The sequence below is a fragment of the Stenotrophomonas sp. Sm10 genome (assembly GCF_030985515.1).
GTDB classification, from domain to species: Bacteria; Pseudomonadota; Gammaproteobacteria; order Xanthomonadales; family Xanthomonadaceae; genus Stenotrophomonas; species Stenotrophomonas hibiscicola.
The window spans coordinates 1-15,286 of the sequence record NZ_JAPTFO010000034.1; the positions used below are offsets into that span (position 1 = coordinate 1).

Sequence of the window (15,286 nt, forward strand, 5' to 3'; positions counted from 1 at the left end):
CGGCGCGCGCTTGGCTTCAGCCTGGCCTACTACCTGGGCGTGTCGGCAGGCCTGTACACGGTCTGGGTGGCCTGCACCGCGCTGGGCGCGATCGTTGGCCCGATGCTGGGCGACATCCACGCCTATGGTTTCGACATGGCCTTCCCCGCCGTGTTCCTGGTGCTGCTGCGCGGCATGTGGCAGGGCATGAAGGCGGCGCGGCCGTGGCTGGTCAGCCTGGTCGTGGCCGCCGCCACTTATCTGCTGGTCCCGGGCGCGTGGTACGTGGCCAGCGGCGCACTGGCGGGCCTGGCCGCGGCCTGGCTGCTGGCGGAGGACGCGGCATGATCTTCAATGGACTGATCCAGTGGACCTCGGTGCTGACCATCGTGCTGATGGCCGCTGCCACCTACCTGACCCGCATCGTCGGCTTCTTGGCGTTGCGCAACCGCACCCTGAGCAAACGTGCGGTAACGGTGATGGAAGCCGCGCCGGGCTGCGTGCTGATCTCGGTGATCGCCCCGGACTTCGTTGCCGACAAACCCGCCGACCTGGCCGCGCTGGCCATTACCCTGCTGGCCGCCACGCGGCTGTCGATGCTCCCGACCGTGCTGATCGGCGTGGTCTCGGCGGGTGTGTTGCGCTATCTGATGGGGTAGCTACCGGTACGCCGGGCAACGCCCGGCGCACCGTAGTGGCGCAGCAGTGCAATCACGCGCTGCTGCTTGCCGCCAGCAGGCACAGGCTGCGCGCCGGCAGCGTCCAGGCGCCTTCCTCATCCGGCTCCAACGGCGTTTCGTCGGTCTGCAGGAGTACGCGCCGGAACGACAGGGCGTCATCTGACACGCAGAACCGCTGCGGCTGCTCGCCGGCGTTCAACAGCAGGGCCAGGCTGACATGCCGCCCGGGCTCGCGCAGGCCACTGTCCGGACTGCGACCGTCCAGCACGATCAGCAGCGCACGCAGCCCTGCGTCATGCCAGTCCGCTTCCTCCATGCCGCGACCATCGGGATGCCGCCAGTCGATATCGCGCAGGCCCAGCGCCTCATCGTACTCGCCGCGCAGGAACCGGTTCCGGCGCAGCAGGCCGTAGCGCCGGCGCAGTGACAGCGCCCGCCGCACGAACGCCACCTGCGCCTGTGCAGCCGGCAGTGCTGCGCGCTCCCAGTCGATCCAGCTCAGTGGATTGTCCTGGCAGTAGGCGTTGTTGTTGCCCTGCTGCGAATGGCCGAACTCATCCCCGGCGAGCAGCATCGGCGTCCCCTGCGCCAGCAGCAGCGTGGCCAGCAGGTTGCGCATCTGCCGCGCACGCAACGAGAGGATCGTCGCATCATCGGTGTCTCCCTCCACGCCGTGGTTGCTGGAAAGGTTGTGCGAGTGGCCGTCACGGTTGTCCTCGCCGTTGGCCTCGTTGTGGCGATCGTTGTAGCTGACCAGATCGTGCAGGGTGAATCCATCATGCGCGGTCACCAGATTGATGCTGGCCGACGGTCGCCTGCCGTGGTGTTCGAACAGGTCGGCCGAGCCGGTGAAGCGCGTGGCAAACTCCGCCAGCTGCCCGCCGTCGCCACGCCACAGCGCGCGCACCGTGTCGCGGAAGCGGTCGTTCCACTCGGCCCAGCCCGGCGGAAACTGGCCCAGCTGGTAGCCGCCCGGGCCGATGTCCCATGGCTCGGCAATCAGCTTCACCTGGCTCAGGATCGGGTCCTGGCGTACCGCATCGAGGAAGCTGCCCGAGGCGTCGAAGCCATGCCGTTCGCGGCCGAGGATGGTTGCCAGGTCGAAGCGGAACCCATCCACCCGCATCTCGGTCACCCAGTAGCGCAGAGAGTCCATGACCATGCGCAGCGCACCGGCATTGGTCAGGTCGAACGTGTTTCCGGTGCCGGTATCGTTGATGTAGTAGCGGCGATCATCGGCCAGGCGGTAGTAGCTGGCGTTGTCGATGCCCTTGAAGGACAGCGTAGGGCCCAGCTCATTGCCTTCGGCGGTGTGGTTGTAGACCACGTCCAGGATCACTTCGATGCCGGCATTGTGCAACCGCGCGACCATCTGCTTGAACTCGGCCACGATGCCCAGCGACAGGTAGCGAGGGTGCGGCGCGAAGAAGCCGATGGTGTTGTACCCCCAGTAATTGCGCAGCCCGCGCTCGAGCAGCTGCTGGTCATCGACGTATGCGTGCACGGGTAGCAGTTCGATGGCGGTCACGCCCAGATGGCTGAGGTGGTCGACCACTGCGTCATGGCGCAGGGCAGAGAAGGTGCCACGCTCGGCCTGCGGGACATCGGGATGCTGCATGGTCACCCCGCGCACATGCGCTTCGTAGATCACGGTCCGGTCCCAGGGCGTGGCAGGTGCACGCTCGACACCCCAGCTGAAGGCCGGGTCGATCACGGCGCAGCGCGGCATGTAGCTGGCGCTGTCGCGGCGGTCGAAACTGAGATCGCCATCGCGGTGACCCAGGGTGTAACCGAACAGGTGGGGGGCCCACTTCAGTTCGCCGACGATCTGCTTGGCGTAGGGGTCCAGCAGCAGCTTGTTGGGATTGAAGCGATGGCCCTCTTCCGGCGCATACGGGCCGTGCACCCGGTAGCCGTAACGCTGCCCGGGCCGCACGTCCGGCAGGTAACCATGCCAGATCTCGTTGGTGTACTCGGGCAGCGCGATGCGTTCCACTTCGCGGTTGCGTCCATCGAACAGGCAGAGTTCCACCCGTGTGGCATGCCGCGAGTACAGTGCGAAGTTCACACCCAACCCGTCCCAGGTCGCCCCCAGCGGGAAGGGCCGGCCTTCGCGCACGCGCGAGGTCTGCGTCCACTTACGGCTCGCCATCAGTGCCCTCCTCCCCGCGCGCGGCGGCAATCTCGGCTTCCACCAGCCGCTCGGCCATGTGCCAGTGCCGTTGCTGCTGGTCGTCCGGGCGCCCTTCTGCCTCCCAGATCTGGTGGGCAAGTGCCTCAATCCGCTGCCGTCGTTCCCTGCTGTCCATCCCTACCTGTCTCCTCGTTGATCCATATCGCCAACGGGCTGCCAGCCAGAAGCCCGGCCACGTCCGCGGTTGCGTTGAAATGTTCGATGCGCCCGTCCAGGACATTGCGCATGGGGCCTGCCGGCAGCCCACGCAGCGTCACGCCGCTGCCGACGTCGCGCGGAATGTGCAGGCTGGGCCCCGGCATGGTGGTGGGCGAACTTCGCCGTACGACCACCAGCAGCACCTGCGCCTGATGCCTGCGCGTGAACGCCAGCCACGGCGAGCGCGCAGGCGCGGACAGCGGCTGCAGCGCGCCGTGCAGGAAAAGATGCGGGTGCCTGCGGCGGCAATCGAGCAACTGCCGGAGCAGGAATGCCTTGATCCCACCGTCCCGCCAGTCATCCAGCAGCGCGGGCCACCCGCGCGCATCACGCAGCCACGCGTGCCGCGCCGGATAGTCCACCGCGTGCCGGTTGTCCGGGTCCACCAGGCTCAGGTCCCAGCCTTCGCCGCCCTGGTAGAGGTCGGGCACGCCGGGCAGGCAGTGCTGCAGGCACAGCTGTGCCAGGCCGTTGCAGGCGCCCGCCGGCGCGATGCGCGCCACGAACGTCGCCAGCGCCTCCCGCACCGGCTGCAACGGCGCTCCATCCAGCAGCGCGTGCAGCCACTGCGCGGCGCCCTCCTCCACGGCCACGTTGGGATCGGACCAGCTGCTGACCCGTTTACCCTCGCGCAATGCCTTGGTCAGCCATTGCACCATCCTCGATGCGAAGTCGGCGCCGGGGGTACCGTGCATCGGCCACGCGGCGACGAGCGCCTGCCATAGCGCATAGGTCTCGGCACCCGGCAACGGCATCGGCGCGCCGGCGTGGGTCGCCATCCGGCTCCAGCGCCGCACCGCGTCCCGCCACTCGACCGTGCAGGTACTGAGAACCGCCAGCCGTGCCCGGCTGTCGGCCCCGCGCTTGTGATCGTGGGTGGCCAGCGCAAGCAGCGCCCTGGGATGGCGCCGCAGGCGCCCGGCTGCATGTTCCAGCAGCTCGCGCCCTTCCATGCCCAGCCGCTGCGGATCACTGCCGACTTCGTTGCGCGACAGCAGCCTGAAATAGCGATAGAACCCGGTATCTTCCACCGACTTGGCATTCAGCGGCGCGGCCAGCTGCCCGAACCGTACGCGCAGCTCGGTTTCAGCCGGCGCCTGGCCGGGAAGTGCCTGCAGCAGCAGATCCAGCGCGGCGCGTGCGGCACCGTCCAGCGCCTCGCGCGCAGCACCGGCAGCGTCCACCAGCGCCTTTCGTTCACCCGCCCCCTCCAGCGAATAGGGCCGGTAGGTGCGGTAATGCCGCAGCAATGAAGCCAATGCGCGTGCCAGCGCAGCCACTCCGATATCGGCCTCGGCCAGCCGGGGCTGCAGGACCTGCTGCGCACTGCGCAGCAGCCGCTGGAAGTCTGCGTGAAGGCCCTGGCGCAACATCATGCCGCGAGCGTCCTGCTGAATCCGGTCAAAGCTGCGCGAGTCACCGCCCAGCGCCTGCCACGTGCGCGAGAGCGCGGGGGCAGCCGCCGGATCGTGCAACCAGGCACCGGTCTGGTCCATGAAGTCATAGCCGGTGGTACCGTCGCAGGCCCAGCTGTCGGGCAGCTGCTCGCCCTCGGCCAGTATCTTCTCCACATGCAGGCTCACCGCCTGCGGATCACGACCGCCGGCCGCACAGGCTGCGTCGAGCGATTCACGAAGGCGCCGCAGGTAGGCGCCCGGGGAGGACAGGCCATCCACATGATCGATACGCAGGCCGTCCACCCGTCCCTCGCGTACCAACCGCAGCGGCAGCGCATGCACCGCCTCGAACACGTCGTCGCGCTCCACCCGCAGCGCGGCCAGTTCATTGATATCGAAAAAGCGCCGGTAGTTCACCTGATCGCCCGCCGTGCGCCACCAGGCCAGCCGGTAGTGCTGCCGCTGCAGCAGCGTATGCAGCCGTTCAACGCTGCGGTTGCAGCGCTCGGCCCACGCCGGCCACTGCGCGGGGTCCAGTGGATGGCTGCGCGGCGACAAGGGCAACGCCAGACCATGGTGGCGCAGCACGGGACGCGCGTTGTCCACCACCACGCGCACTACGCCATCGCGCACCGCGTCGTGCAACGGCCGGTCCAGTGCAGGCAGCCAGAGCCGGCCCTCGCAGCCCGGCGCCTCCCAGTCGATGTCAAACCATTCTGCGTGCGGGCTTCGACGCCCGTGCATCAGCACATCGTTCCACCAATGGCTGTGCGGGGACGCCGCCAGATGGTTGGGTACGATGTCGAGGATCAGGCCCATGCCGTGCGCGCGCGTCGCTGTGGCCAGTTGCCGGAAGGCTTCTTCGCCGCCCAGTTCCGGATTGATGCGGGCCGGGTCGATGCCATCGTAGCCATGCGTAGACCCGGGCAGCGCAGCGGTGATCGGCGACAGGTAAAGGTGGCTGACGCCCAGCGCGGCGTAGTACGGCAGCTGCGTCGCGGCGGCCTCGAGGTCGAAGCCTGCATGCAATTGCAGGCGTACGGTGGCACGCAATGGAGTCATCGCCGCTCCCTCCGCCGCGTGGCGCTGAAGCGGGCAATACGTGCGTCAACCGCGTCCTGGTCCCACGCTAGCGGTAGCCGCCGGCGCCAGTTCGGATGGCCGTTGACGGTGCCCGGCAGGTTCACCTGCGCGCGACTGCCCAGGGCGTCTTCCAGCGGGAGCAGCGCCAGCCGTGACGATGCGTGCGCGACCAGCGACAGCGCACGCGCTTCAAGCGTGGCCCCCTCGCCCCGGGCCACTGCGGACAGCGCCTGGACCTCTCTGGAGCGCGCGTGCAGCGCCGACGGAAGCCCGCTCAGCTCACCCAGGCGGGCGCGCCAGCGCAGGTCGCGCCCGTGCAGCCAGCCGGACAGCGGTGGCAGATCATGGGTGGAGGGCATGGCCACCGCATCGCGGCGCCACCGTGGCGCCGGCAGGAAGCGCTCACCGTTGCGGGCGAACGGCAGCACCTCGATGCCCAGGATGCCGCGGGCTGCCAGCCGCTGGCGAACGCCCGGCGGCACCACGCCCAGGTCTTCACCAATCAGCACGCAGCGATGCCGCCACGATTCCAGCACCAGCAGGTTGATCAGATCATCGAACGGATAGCGCAGGTAAACGCCCTGCCCGGCGCCCGCCCCGCGGGGAAGCACCCACAGGCGCTGCAGGCCAAGGATATGGTCGATGCGCAGCCCGCCACGGCCGGCCATCACAGCGCGCAGCACGCGGATGAACGGCTCAAAGCCCTCGCGCTGCAGGGCGAAGGGTGACCAGCTGGTGATACCCCAGGCCTGGCCCAGCGGATTGAACGCATCCGGCGGCGCGCCCAGTTCAAGACCCTGCAGCAGTTGGTCGCCGCCGGTCCGCGCCTCGACGCCCTGCGGTGCGCAACCCACCGCCAGATCCGCGATCAGCCCGATCGACGCGCCGTCGTTGCGCAATCCCGCCTGCACCTGCGCCCAGCCCTGCCGCGCCAACCATTGCGCAAACGCATGGTCGTCGGCGCTTCCAGTGAACCGGTCGGCGGCGTGCTGGCAATAGCGCAGCAGGGGTTCGCCTTGCGCATCGCGCCACGTCTGCATCTGTTCGCACTGTGCCGGCGCCTGCTGCCGCAGCCACTGGTGCACCTGGCGCAGCCAGCGCCACTTCAACGCCGCCGAGTGCGGCCAGTGGATGCGGCGCGCTGCGGTGGCGGCTGCAACTGCCGTTGCCAGTGCTTGGTCTTCAGCCAGCACGGCGTCGGCTGCCTCCGGCAGTACCTGCGGCAGGGACACCTGCAGTGGATCGAGCCAGTGCCGGTCGCTGGGCGAATAGGGGCTGTAGCCTGGCCCAGGTGGCAAGCCGGCATGCAGCGGGCTCAACGCCACTGCATCGCCGCCGTGACGGTGCAGCAGTTCGCTCCATCGTGCACAGCCGGCGCTGTCACCGATGCCAGCGTCGCAAGAGGCGCGAAGGCTGTAGACCTGCGCCGACAGGCCCCAGCCGCGCAGCGTGCCCTGCGGCCACCAGGCACGTTGTGGCGCCACCGCAACCGCCTGTTGCCGGTCGCCCCGGCGCCACTGCCAGTAACCCGGCTGGTCCGGCACGCGCCAGCGCCCTTGCGCATCGGCGCGTGCCGGCAGCACTGCGCCATGCTCATCCACCCAGCACGCTGCGCCGGCTGCGTCCGGCATCGCCAGCAGCTGTCCACAGCAGGCCGTGCGCAGGCCACCGTGCTCGGGCGCTGCATCGCCCTGCAGCCCCTCCAGCACCGCGCGCAGCACGTCCGGTGCGACTTCGCGCTCGACACCGGCCACGTCGGTCCAGCGAACCAGCAGGCCCGCGCGCCGTGCCGCCTCCAGAACCGCCGCATCGGTCCTCATGCGGCGACCCAACAGGCAAGCACGCCGCCGCCTGCGGGCAGCAACGTGGCAGCGTCCGGCCCTACAACGTGCTCCCCGGCCGGCATCGCATGCACCACCGGCGACGGGCCGACATTGACCGCGATCCACCACTGGCCCGACGGCAGCTGCCAGCCCGCCTGCACCGCGCCTTCGCCCAGCACGCGCGCACCCAACGACCGCGCCTGCAGCAACCCGGGTTGCAGATAGCGCCTGCGCAGTGCCAGAAACCCGCTCGTGCAGCGCAGCCAGTCCTGCGACCAGGGATCATCGCCGGGCGGCGACGTGTAGGACGCCTGCAGGGTGGCCGGGTCGTTCGGGTCGGGAATACGCGCGCGCGAGGCGGCGTCGGCAAAGGCGCTGAAACCAGCGAACTCGCGGCGACGCCCTTCGCGCACCGCCTCGTCCAGCGGCGGCGCGTAGTCGGTGAAGAACAGGAACGGCGATTGCGCCTGCCACGGTTCGCCCATGAACAGCAGCGGGATCATCGGCGTCAGCAGGGTCAACGCCAGCGCCGCACGCAGCCGCGCAGGATCGGTCAGCATCGACAGGCGCTCGCCGAGAGCGCGGTTGCCTACCTGATCGTGGTTCTGCGCGAATACCACAAAACGCGCGGGCGACAGGTCGGCGCTGGGTTCGCCGCGGGGATCGCCGCGCAGGTCCGGTTCACCCTGCCAGGCGAATCCTTCGGCCAGGCAGCGCGCCAGCAGTGCTTCGGCGCGACCGGCATAGGCCGCGTAATAGCCCTCCTGCTCGCCGGTCAGCATCACGTGCAGCGCATTGTGGAAGTCATCGTTCCACTGCCCCTGGTAGGCGCCGCGCAGCCACCGCGCCTGGTTGCGCTCGTTCTCCAGCACCAGGTGCGCGTGCGGGGCCACCGCACGTACCTCATCGGCCAGCTGCTGGAGGAAACGGTCATCGTCAATGGCGTGCACCGCGTCCAGGCGCAGGCCATCGAAGCCGTAGTCGCGCAACCACATCAGCGCGTTGTCGATGAAAAAGCGCCGCACCCAGGGCTGGCGGAAGTCGATGGCCTCGCCCCACGGCGTGCTGCGGTCGTCACGGAAGAACCCGCGCGCGTAGTCGCGCAGGTGGTTGCCCTGTGGTCCGAAGTGGTTGTAGACCACATCCAGCAGCACCGACAGCCCTGCATCGTGCGCCGCTTCGATGAAGGCCCTCAGCGCTGCCGGCCCGCCATAGGCATGGGCCGGCGCATACGGGAACACGCCGTCGTAGCCCCAGTTGCGCTGGCCGGGAAACTGCGCGACCGGCATCAGTTCAATGGCGGTGATGCCCAGGGCCGCCAGCATCGGCAGCTGCGCGGTCAACGCCGCGAAGCCGCCGCAGGCCTCGATGTGCACTTCATAGATCACCAGGTCCTGCCAGGCATGCCCCTGCCACGTGGGCTGTGCTCCATCCGTGCCAAGCACCACCGCGCTGTCACCATCGACGCCGTCCGGTTGCCAGCGCGAGGCCGGGTCGGGCACGTCCTGGCCGGACGGCAGGCGGAACCGGTAGCGGTCACCATGCGACGCCTGTGTCCGCAGCCAATGGCAGCCGTCCGGGTCGCGGTGCATCGGCCGCAGCACGCCCTCCAGGCGCAGCGCCATGGTGTCTGCGTCCGGTGCCCACACACGGAACTCGACACCTTCACCGTCCACCGGCCAAGCGCCCAGGCGCGGAGCCACTGTGGTCATGCATCAACCTGCAGATACAGCGTGGACAGCGGCGGCAGGGTCAGCCGCAGCGACTGGGCGTGACCATGCATCGGCCTCGGCTCGGTATGCACTGCACCGAGGTTTCCCGCATTGCCGCCACCGTAGTAACCGCTGTCGGTGTTGAGCCGTTCGGTCCAACACCCCGGTTGCGGCACGCCGACCCGGTAGCCGTCGCGACGCACCGGAGTGAAGTTGCTCACCACCAGCAGGGTGCGGCCGCTGCCGGCAGGATCCCGTCGGATGAACGCGTAAACGCTGTTGCGGCTGTCGTCGGCCACGCTCCAATCGAAACCGCGTTCGTCGCGCTCGTCGCGATGCAACGCGGGTTCGGCGCGGAGCACGCCGTTGAGGTCTCGCACCAGGCGCGACAGGCCCTGGCCCTCACTGCTGGCCGCCTGTGCCCAGTCCAGTACCGCATCGTGCGACCACTCGTGGCCCTGGCCGAACTCGCCGCCCATGAACAGCAGTTTGCTGCCCGGGTGCGCCCACATGAAACCGTAGTACGCGCGGAGCTGGGCCAGCCGCTGCGCCGGCTCGCCCGTCATCTTGGCCAGCAGCGCTCCCTTGCCATGCACCACCTCGTCATGCGACAGCGGCAACACGAACCGTTCGGAGAAGGCGTAGACCAGGCCGAAGCTGATCTCGCTGTGGTGATGCTGGCGATGGACTGGATCGCGCCCCAGGTACTGCAGGGTGTCGTGCATCCAGCCCATGTTCCATTTGTGGGTGAAGCCAAGCCCGCCCTCCTCCACCGGCGCGGTCACACCCGTCCACGCGGTGGATTCCTCGGCGATCACCAGCACATCCGGGAAACGCTCACGCAGCGCCTGGTTCATCCGCCGCAGGAACGCGACCGCCTGCAGGTTCTCGCGCCCGCCCTGCTCGTTGGGAATCCACTCCCCCTCGGCACGGCTGTAATCCCGGTACAGCATCGACGCCACAGCATCCACGCGCAGACCGTCGATATGGAACCGCTCCACCCACTCCAAGGCACTGCCGATCAGGTAGGCAGCCACTTCGTTGCGGCCGTAGTTGTAGATCAGCGTGTCCCAGTCGGCGTGCACCCCTTCGCGCGGGTCGGCATGCTCGTACAGCGCGGTGCCATCGAACCCGGCCAGGCCATGCGCATCGTTCGGGAAGTGCGCGCTCACCCAGTCCACGATCACTCCCACGCCGGCCTGGTGGCAGCGGTCCACGAAGCGCACGAAGGCCTGCGGCGTGCCATGGCGCGCCGTCGGCGCGTAGATGCCCAGCGGCTGATAGCCCCAGGAACCGCCAAAGGGATGCTCGCTGACCGGCAGCAGCTCGATGTGGGTAAAGCCGAGTCCGGCCACGTACGGAATCAACCGGTCGGCCAGGGCGTCCCAGTCCAGCGGCGCACCCTCGTCGCTGCGCTGCCAGGAGCCCGCATGTACTTCGTAGATGGACAGCGGTGCGCAGGTTCCGGCCTGGCGCCGGGCCTCCAACCAGGCGTCATCGTGCCACTGCATCGGCGCCGCCGAAGGCACCCGCGAAGCGGTGGCCGGTGGCAGCTCGGCCCAGCGCGCCATCGGATCGAACTTGTCGGGCATCACCCGGCCGTCGGCGCCGACGATGCGGAATTTGTAGCGGGCACCGGCCTGCACGCCCGGCAGGAACAGCTCCCACACGCCGGCGGTGTGACGCAGCCGCATCGGATGGCGTCGGCCATCCCATCCATTGAAATCGCCAACCACCGCGACCCGCTGGGCATTGGGTGCCCACACCGCGAAGCGCACGCCCGCGATGCCCTGCACCTGCATCGGCACCGCCCCCAGCTGCCGCGCCGCATCGGCATCACCGGCATGGAACCGCTGCAGCAGTGCTTCGTCCAACAGTGGACCGAACGCATAGGCATCGTGCACCTGCTCCACGCCCTGTTCGAAATGCAGGGCAAGCAACGGTATCGCCGCGTCACCGGCCGCGCCCTCGAACAGGCCGGGCAACGGGCCAGGAGACAGGTCCCAGCGTTGCCCATCGTCTGCAACCACCTCGACGCGCTGCGCGTGCGGCACCAGCACGCGCAGCTGGCGTCCGCCTTCTGGCTGGCGATGCGGGCCCAGCCAGGCAAATGCATCGGCCGGGCGCGCGTGGACGAGGTCCTGCAGCGCCGGGGCGATACGCTGATCCAATCCCGTCTCCGTGATCGCTTCATCCTCCAGGGCGGCCAGATGCAGGCTGTCGTGGCTCATGCGGCCACCTGGCAGGTCTGCTGGTACAGGGCCAGATACGCGCGACCGGCCGCATCCCAGCCACCCGGCCGCAGCATGGCGGCGCGGCGCATGGCCTGCAGCAGGCCGGGCAGGCGGAAGGTGCGCATCGCCCGTTCCACGCAGCGGCGCAGGCCATCGGCATTGGCACCATGGAACAGGAAACCGGTCACGCCGTCCTCCACCGTATCCACCAGCCCGCCGGTCGCGTGTGCGATGGGCAGGCAGCCGAAGCGCTGCGCGTACATCTGGCTCAGCCCGCAGGGTTCGAAGCGTGAAGGCATCAGCAGGAAATCGGCGCCGGCAAACATCTGGCGGGCCAGCGCTTCCTCAAACCCGATGAAGGCGCCCACCCGCCCCGGGTAGCGGCGGGCCAGCGCCTGCACCTGTGCTTCCACCTGCGGCTCGCCACCGCCGATGATGACCAGCTGGCCGCCGGCCGCCACGATCTGGGGCGCCACGTCGCAGGTGATGTCCAGGCCCTTCTGGTGCACCAGCCGCGAGACCACCGCGAACAGCGGGCCGGTCGACGGCGCCAGGCCGAACGCCTTGCGCACCGCATGCGCGTTGGTGGCGCGCCCGGTCCACTCACCAATGCCGAAGTGGGCCTTGAGATGGATATCGCGGCGCGGGTCCCAGCTGGCGTCGATGCCGTTGACGATTCCACTCAGGTGCCCGCCGGCCGCGCGACGCGCCAACAGATCATGCAGCCCGCAGCCGTCATCCGGGGCGGTGATCTGCTGCGCGTAGCGCAGGCTGACCGTGTTCAGCCGCGTGGCGTTGGTGATCCCGCCCTGCAGGAACGACATCTGCCCGTGGAAGTGCAGTTCATCCAGGTGTTCGGCCGGCACGCCCAGCACGGGTGCAAGCGCGTACGGAAACAGCCCCTGGTAAGCCAGGTTGTGGATCGTCAGCAGGGTCGGCACGGCCGTCCGGTCCCAACGCACGTAGGCGGCCGCCATGGCCACCGGCCAGTCATTCAGGTGCAGCAGCTGCGGCGACCAGTCCAGCCCGGCACGCCCGGCCGCAATCTCCGCAGCCGCATGCGAAAGCGTGGCGAATCGAACCGCGTTGTCCTTCCACTCCTGTCCCTGCCCGTCCACGTAGGGCGAGCCCTCACGCTCGTACAGCTCCGCCGACAGCAGCACATAGATCGGAAGGCCGTCGGCCTGCACCGCCATGCCGATCGTGCACGCTGGCAAGCCGGCCCGCGCGCTGACGTGCCCCACCCGCTGCAGCTGTGGCAGGCGCTGCAGTACCTCCGGGTAGCCGGGCAGCAGCACGCGCGAATCACACGCACCGCGCACCGCACGCGGCAGGGCCGCAGCTACGTCGCCCAAGCCACCGGCCTTGACGAAGTCCGCCATCTCGGTGGCAACGAACAACACCCGCTGCACCAGTTCCGGCAGCTCCAGCGGTTGCGAATGGCCGCGGCGGGTGCCGATCGGCACGGGCGTGACCGGAGCGATCGCAACGGGTGAAGCGGACTGGGTGGCGCGGGCCATGGGGATGATCTCGGATGCTTCAGGCAGACAGACGCCAGCGGCGCCCGGACGGGCGCTGGTGCTGGGAAGGAAGTCGACGCAGGACGTGGGGGACGCCAGCGAGAGGCTCAGGACGACAATAGCCCTCCATGCGATCAATCAACCGTGAAGCCATGGCGATTTCTTTGTGACAAGGCGTCATGAGCTCAGTACGCATGAGGTACGCCCGCCAGCCGCCCGTGCCTCTCCTGTAGAGCCGAGCCCACGCTCGGCTGCGGGCAGTCCCGTTGGCGCTCGAGCCGAAAATGGGCTCGGCTTTACAGAGATTCTCCCTGCGACACCCGGTCGCAGGCCTTCGCGCCACGCGCTTGACCAATGTCAAATCGCTCGCCGCCACGCGGGCGTATTCCTATGCAGGAACCGAACACACCGGCGCTGCCGGCCTCTACAAGGACCCCGCGATGAACTACTCCCCCGACAACGACCAGCTCGTGAATGCGCTGCAGAACGTCATGGTGATCTCCACCACCGACCTGCAGGGCAACATCACCTACGCCAATGACCTGTTCTGCACGCTCACCGGCTTCGCCCGCGAAGAGCTGATCGGCCAGCCGCACAGCATCGTGCGCCACCCGGATGTGCCCAAGGCGGTCTACAAGGACATGTGGGACACCATCAAGGCCGGCAAGACCTGGACCGGGATCGTGCCCAACCTCGGCAAGGGCGGCGTGCTCTACGTGGTCGACACCACCGTGCAGCCGCTGTTCGACGCCGACGGCAACATCACCTCCTACATCAGCATCCGCCGCGTGGTGAATGACCTGATGCAGAACTACGACCTGGTCGAGTTCAGCAAGGAAAAGTTCGACGACTTCTACGAGGCCGCGTGAACGCCCTCCCGACCAGTACGCCCTTCAGCCGCCTGCTGGTGGGTTTCGCGTCCGAGTCGGGCAATGCCCGCGCCTTGGCCCAGCGCTTGGGCGCGGACCTGCAGCCGCACGCGCCGCAGGTGCTCCCGTTCAACGACATCGACGTGGCCAGTCTCGGCCACGGCGATGTGCTGCTGGCGATTTCCAGCTCGTTCGGCGATGGCGAACCGCCGGCCAATGGCGAGCGGTTCTTCGAAACCCTGCGCCAGACCCCGACGCTGAGCGGCCTGCGCTATGCGGTGTTCGGCCTGGGTGACACCGGCTACCCCAGCTTCTGTGGCTTCACCAAGGCGCTGGATGCTGCGCTGAGCGAGCGCCAGGCGCAGCCGCTGCTGCACCGCGTGGACGCCGACCTGGGTTACGAGCAGTTCTTCCAGCAATGGCAGCCGGTGCTAAGCCAGGTGCTGGGTGGCGACCTCAGCGCTGGCCAAGACCTGCACCTGCAGGTCACCGCCTATGGTGAAGACAATGCCTTTGCCGCCCGCATTCTCGAACGCCGCCGCTTGAACAGCAGCGACCCCGCTGCCTGGCACCTGCAGCTGGACATTGCCGGCAGTGGCATGGCCTACCGCGCGGGTGACACCCTGCACGTGGTGCCGGAGAACGATCCTGCCCTGCTGCAGGCATTGGCCACTTGGTACGGCGACAGCACCGCCGTGGCCGCCCTGCGCGACCGCGAGCTGCGCCTGCTGAGCAAGAGCGTGCTGCGCGAGCTGGCCCGGCTCGGTGGCAGCGAAACGCTGAAGGGCCTGCTGAAGGTCAGCCAGAAGCGCGAGCTGGACGCCTACCTGCACGGCCTGGACCTGCTGGACGTGCTGCAGGACCACGCCACCCCGGACAGCATGCCGCTGCCGCGGCTGCGTGAACTGCTGTCAGCGCGGCTGCCGCGTGCCTATTCAATCGCCTCGCACCCGCGCGACGACCAGCTGAGCCTGTGCGTGCGCGAAGTGCATTACACCCTGCGCGGCCGCGAGCGCTTCGGCACCGCTACCGGCAGCCTGCTGCACGGTGGCGACCGTGCCCGTGTGTACTGCCGTTCCAACCCTGGCTTCCACCTGCCCGATACCGGCCAGACGCCGCTGCTGCTGGTTGGCACCGGCACCGGCATCGCACCGCTGATGGGCCTGATGCAGGAACTGCAGGCCAACGGCTGCGAACGCGAGGTGCACCTGGTGTTTGGCGAGAAGCACAGCAAGCGCGACTACCTGTACCGCGACCAGCTGCAGGACTGGCATACCCGGGGCGTGCTGGCCGGCCTGCATACCGCGTTCTCGCGCGATGGCGCCGAAAAGGTCTATGTGCAGCATGTACTGCGGCAGCGCGGCGATGAAGTGCGCGATGTGCTGGCCCGCGGTGGGCATCTGTACCTGTGCGGCAACAAGCGCCACCTGGAAAGCGCGGTGCGCGAGGCCATCGATGCCGTCGCTGGCGAAGGGCGCTGGGACGCGCTGCGCGGTGAAGGCCGCACGCACTGCGAATTGTATTGATCCTTTGATCCTGTAGAGCCGAGCCCATGCTCGGCTGCTGTTGGCGGTGTCGCGCAGAGCAGCCGAGCATG

Annotated in this window: 10 protein-coding genes and 1 pseudogene; 4 read left to right on the forward strand and 7 right to left on the reverse strand. The window is 68.7% G+C overall.

Features of this window, described 5'->3' with window-relative positions:
* Together O0J15_RS11340 and O0J15_RS11345 are read left to right on the forward strand one after the other, a co-directional pair.
* Positions 1-327: pseudogene (locus tag O0J15_RS11340) on the forward strand (branched-chain amino acid ABC transporter permease); the annotation flags it as partial.
* Positions 324-638 carry an AzlD family protein gene (locus O0J15_RS11345; protein ID WP_058982748.1) on the forward strand — a complete coding sequence of 105 codons (315 nt, stop codon included), beginning with the start codon at positions 324-326 and terminating at the stop codon, positions 636-638. The pseudogene O0J15_RS11340 and the gene O0J15_RS11345, both read left to right, overlap by 4 nt.
* 52 nt (positions 639-690) lie before the next feature.
* Here the strand turns inward: O0J15_RS11345 and glgX are convergent, their stop codons facing one another.
* From glgX to glgA, 7 genes are read right to left on the reverse strand one after another with little or no spacing between them, the layout of a single operon-like run.
* The gene (gene glgX / locus O0J15_RS11350) at positions 691-2,811 is read right to left on the reverse strand and encodes a glycogen debranching protein GlgX (protein ID WP_308305665.1); all 2,121 of its coding nucleotides are present in this window, start codon (positions 2,809-2,811) and stop codon (positions 691-693) included.
* Positions 2,798-2,968, reverse strand: a complete 171-nt coding sequence (locus O0J15_RS11355) for a DUF2934 domain-containing protein (protein ID WP_080352942.1) — start codon at positions 2,966-2,968, stop codon at positions 2,798-2,800. Before O0J15_RS11355 ends, glgX begins: the two co-directional genes overlap by 14 nt.
* Positions 2,937-5,510 carry a malto-oligosyltrehalose synthase gene (gene treY, locus O0J15_RS11360; RefSeq protein ID WP_155029671.1) on the reverse strand — a complete coding sequence of 858 codons (2,574 nt, stop codon included), beginning with the start codon at positions 5,508-5,510 and terminating at the stop codon, positions 2,937-2,939. The genes O0J15_RS11355 and treY overlap by 32 nt, the downstream gene beginning before the upstream one ends.
* Entirely contained in the window at positions 5,507-7,351 is a 1,845-nt protein-coding gene (locus O0J15_RS11365) for a 4-alpha-glucanotransferase (protein WP_134729029.1), read from the reverse strand. Before O0J15_RS11365 ends, treY begins: the two co-directional genes overlap by 4 nt.
* Positions 7,348-9,066 carry a malto-oligosyltrehalose trehalohydrolase gene (gene treZ / locus O0J15_RS11370; protein WP_308305666.1) on the reverse strand — a complete coding sequence of 573 codons (1,719 nt, stop codon included), beginning with the start codon at positions 9,064-9,066 and terminating at the stop codon, positions 7,348-7,350. The genes O0J15_RS11365 and treZ overlap by 4 nt, the downstream gene beginning before the upstream one ends.
* Complete coding sequence (locus O0J15_RS11375) at positions 9,063-11,297, reverse strand: 1,4-alpha-glucan branching enzyme (RefSeq protein WP_308305667.1); 2,235 nt, start codon at positions 11,295-11,297, stop codon at positions 9,063-9,065. The genes treZ and O0J15_RS11375 overlap by 4 nt, the downstream gene beginning before the upstream one ends.
* Complete coding sequence (gene glgA, locus O0J15_RS11380) at positions 11,294-12,820, reverse strand: glycogen synthase GlgA (RefSeq protein ID WP_019659881.1); 1,527 nt, start codon at positions 12,818-12,820, stop codon at positions 11,294-11,296. The genes O0J15_RS11375 and glgA overlap by 4 nt, the downstream gene beginning before the upstream one ends.
* A 440-nt stretch (positions 12,821-13,260) precedes the next feature.
* On the opposite strand from glgA, the gene O0J15_RS11385 reads away from it, so the two are divergent.
* Both O0J15_RS11385 and O0J15_RS11390 read left to right on the forward strand, forming a co-directional pair.
* A complete protein-coding gene (locus O0J15_RS11385; RefSeq protein WP_026347009.1) occupies positions 13,261-13,689 on the forward strand; it encodes a PAS domain-containing protein in 429 nt (142 codons plus the stop codon).
* Positions 13,686-15,215 (forward strand): sulfite reductase flavoprotein subunit alpha, encoded by a 1,530-nt coding sequence (locus O0J15_RS11390; RefSeq protein WP_308305668.1) that lies wholly within the window; start codon positions 13,686-13,688, stop codon positions 15,213-15,215. Before O0J15_RS11385 ends, O0J15_RS11390 begins: the two co-directional genes overlap by 4 nt.
* Positions 15,216-15,286 lie beyond the last annotated feature (71 nt).

Excerpts from the sequence above, each read along its gene's own strand:
- O0J15_RS11345 (WP_058982748.1), top strand. The coding sequence starts at position 324 with ATGATCTTCAATGGACTGATCCAGTGGACCTCGGTGCTGACCATCGTG.
- glgX (WP_308305665.1), bottom strand. The coding sequence starts at position 2,811 with ATGGCGAGCCGTAAGTGGACGCAGACCTCGCGCGTGCGCGAAGGCCGG.
- O0J15_RS11355 (WP_080352942.1), bottom strand. The coding sequence starts at position 2,968 with ATGGACAGCAGGGAACGACGGCAGCGGATTGAGGCACTTGCCCACCAG.
- treY (WP_155029671.1), bottom strand. The coding sequence starts at position 5,510 with ATGACTCCATTGCGTGCCACCGTACGCCTGCAATTGCATGCAGGCTTC.
- O0J15_RS11365 (WP_134729029.1), bottom strand. The coding sequence starts at position 7,351 with ATGAGGACCGATGCGGCGGTTCTGGAGGCGGCACGGCGCGCGGGCCTG.
- treZ (WP_308305666.1), bottom strand. The coding sequence starts at position 9,066 with ATGACCACAGTGGCTCCGCGCCTGGGCGCTTGGCCGGTGGACGGTGAA.
- O0J15_RS11375 (WP_308305667.1), bottom strand. The coding sequence starts at position 11,297 with ATGAGCCACGACAGCCTGCATCTGGCCGCCCTGGAGGATGAAGCGATC.
- glgA (WP_019659881.1), bottom strand. The coding sequence starts at position 12,820 with ATGGCCCGCGCCACCCAGTCCGCTTCACCCGTTGCGATCGCTCCGGTC.
- O0J15_RS11385 (WP_026347009.1), top strand. The coding sequence starts at position 13,261 with ATGAACTACTCCCCCGACAACGACCAGCTCGTGAATGCGCTGCAGAAC.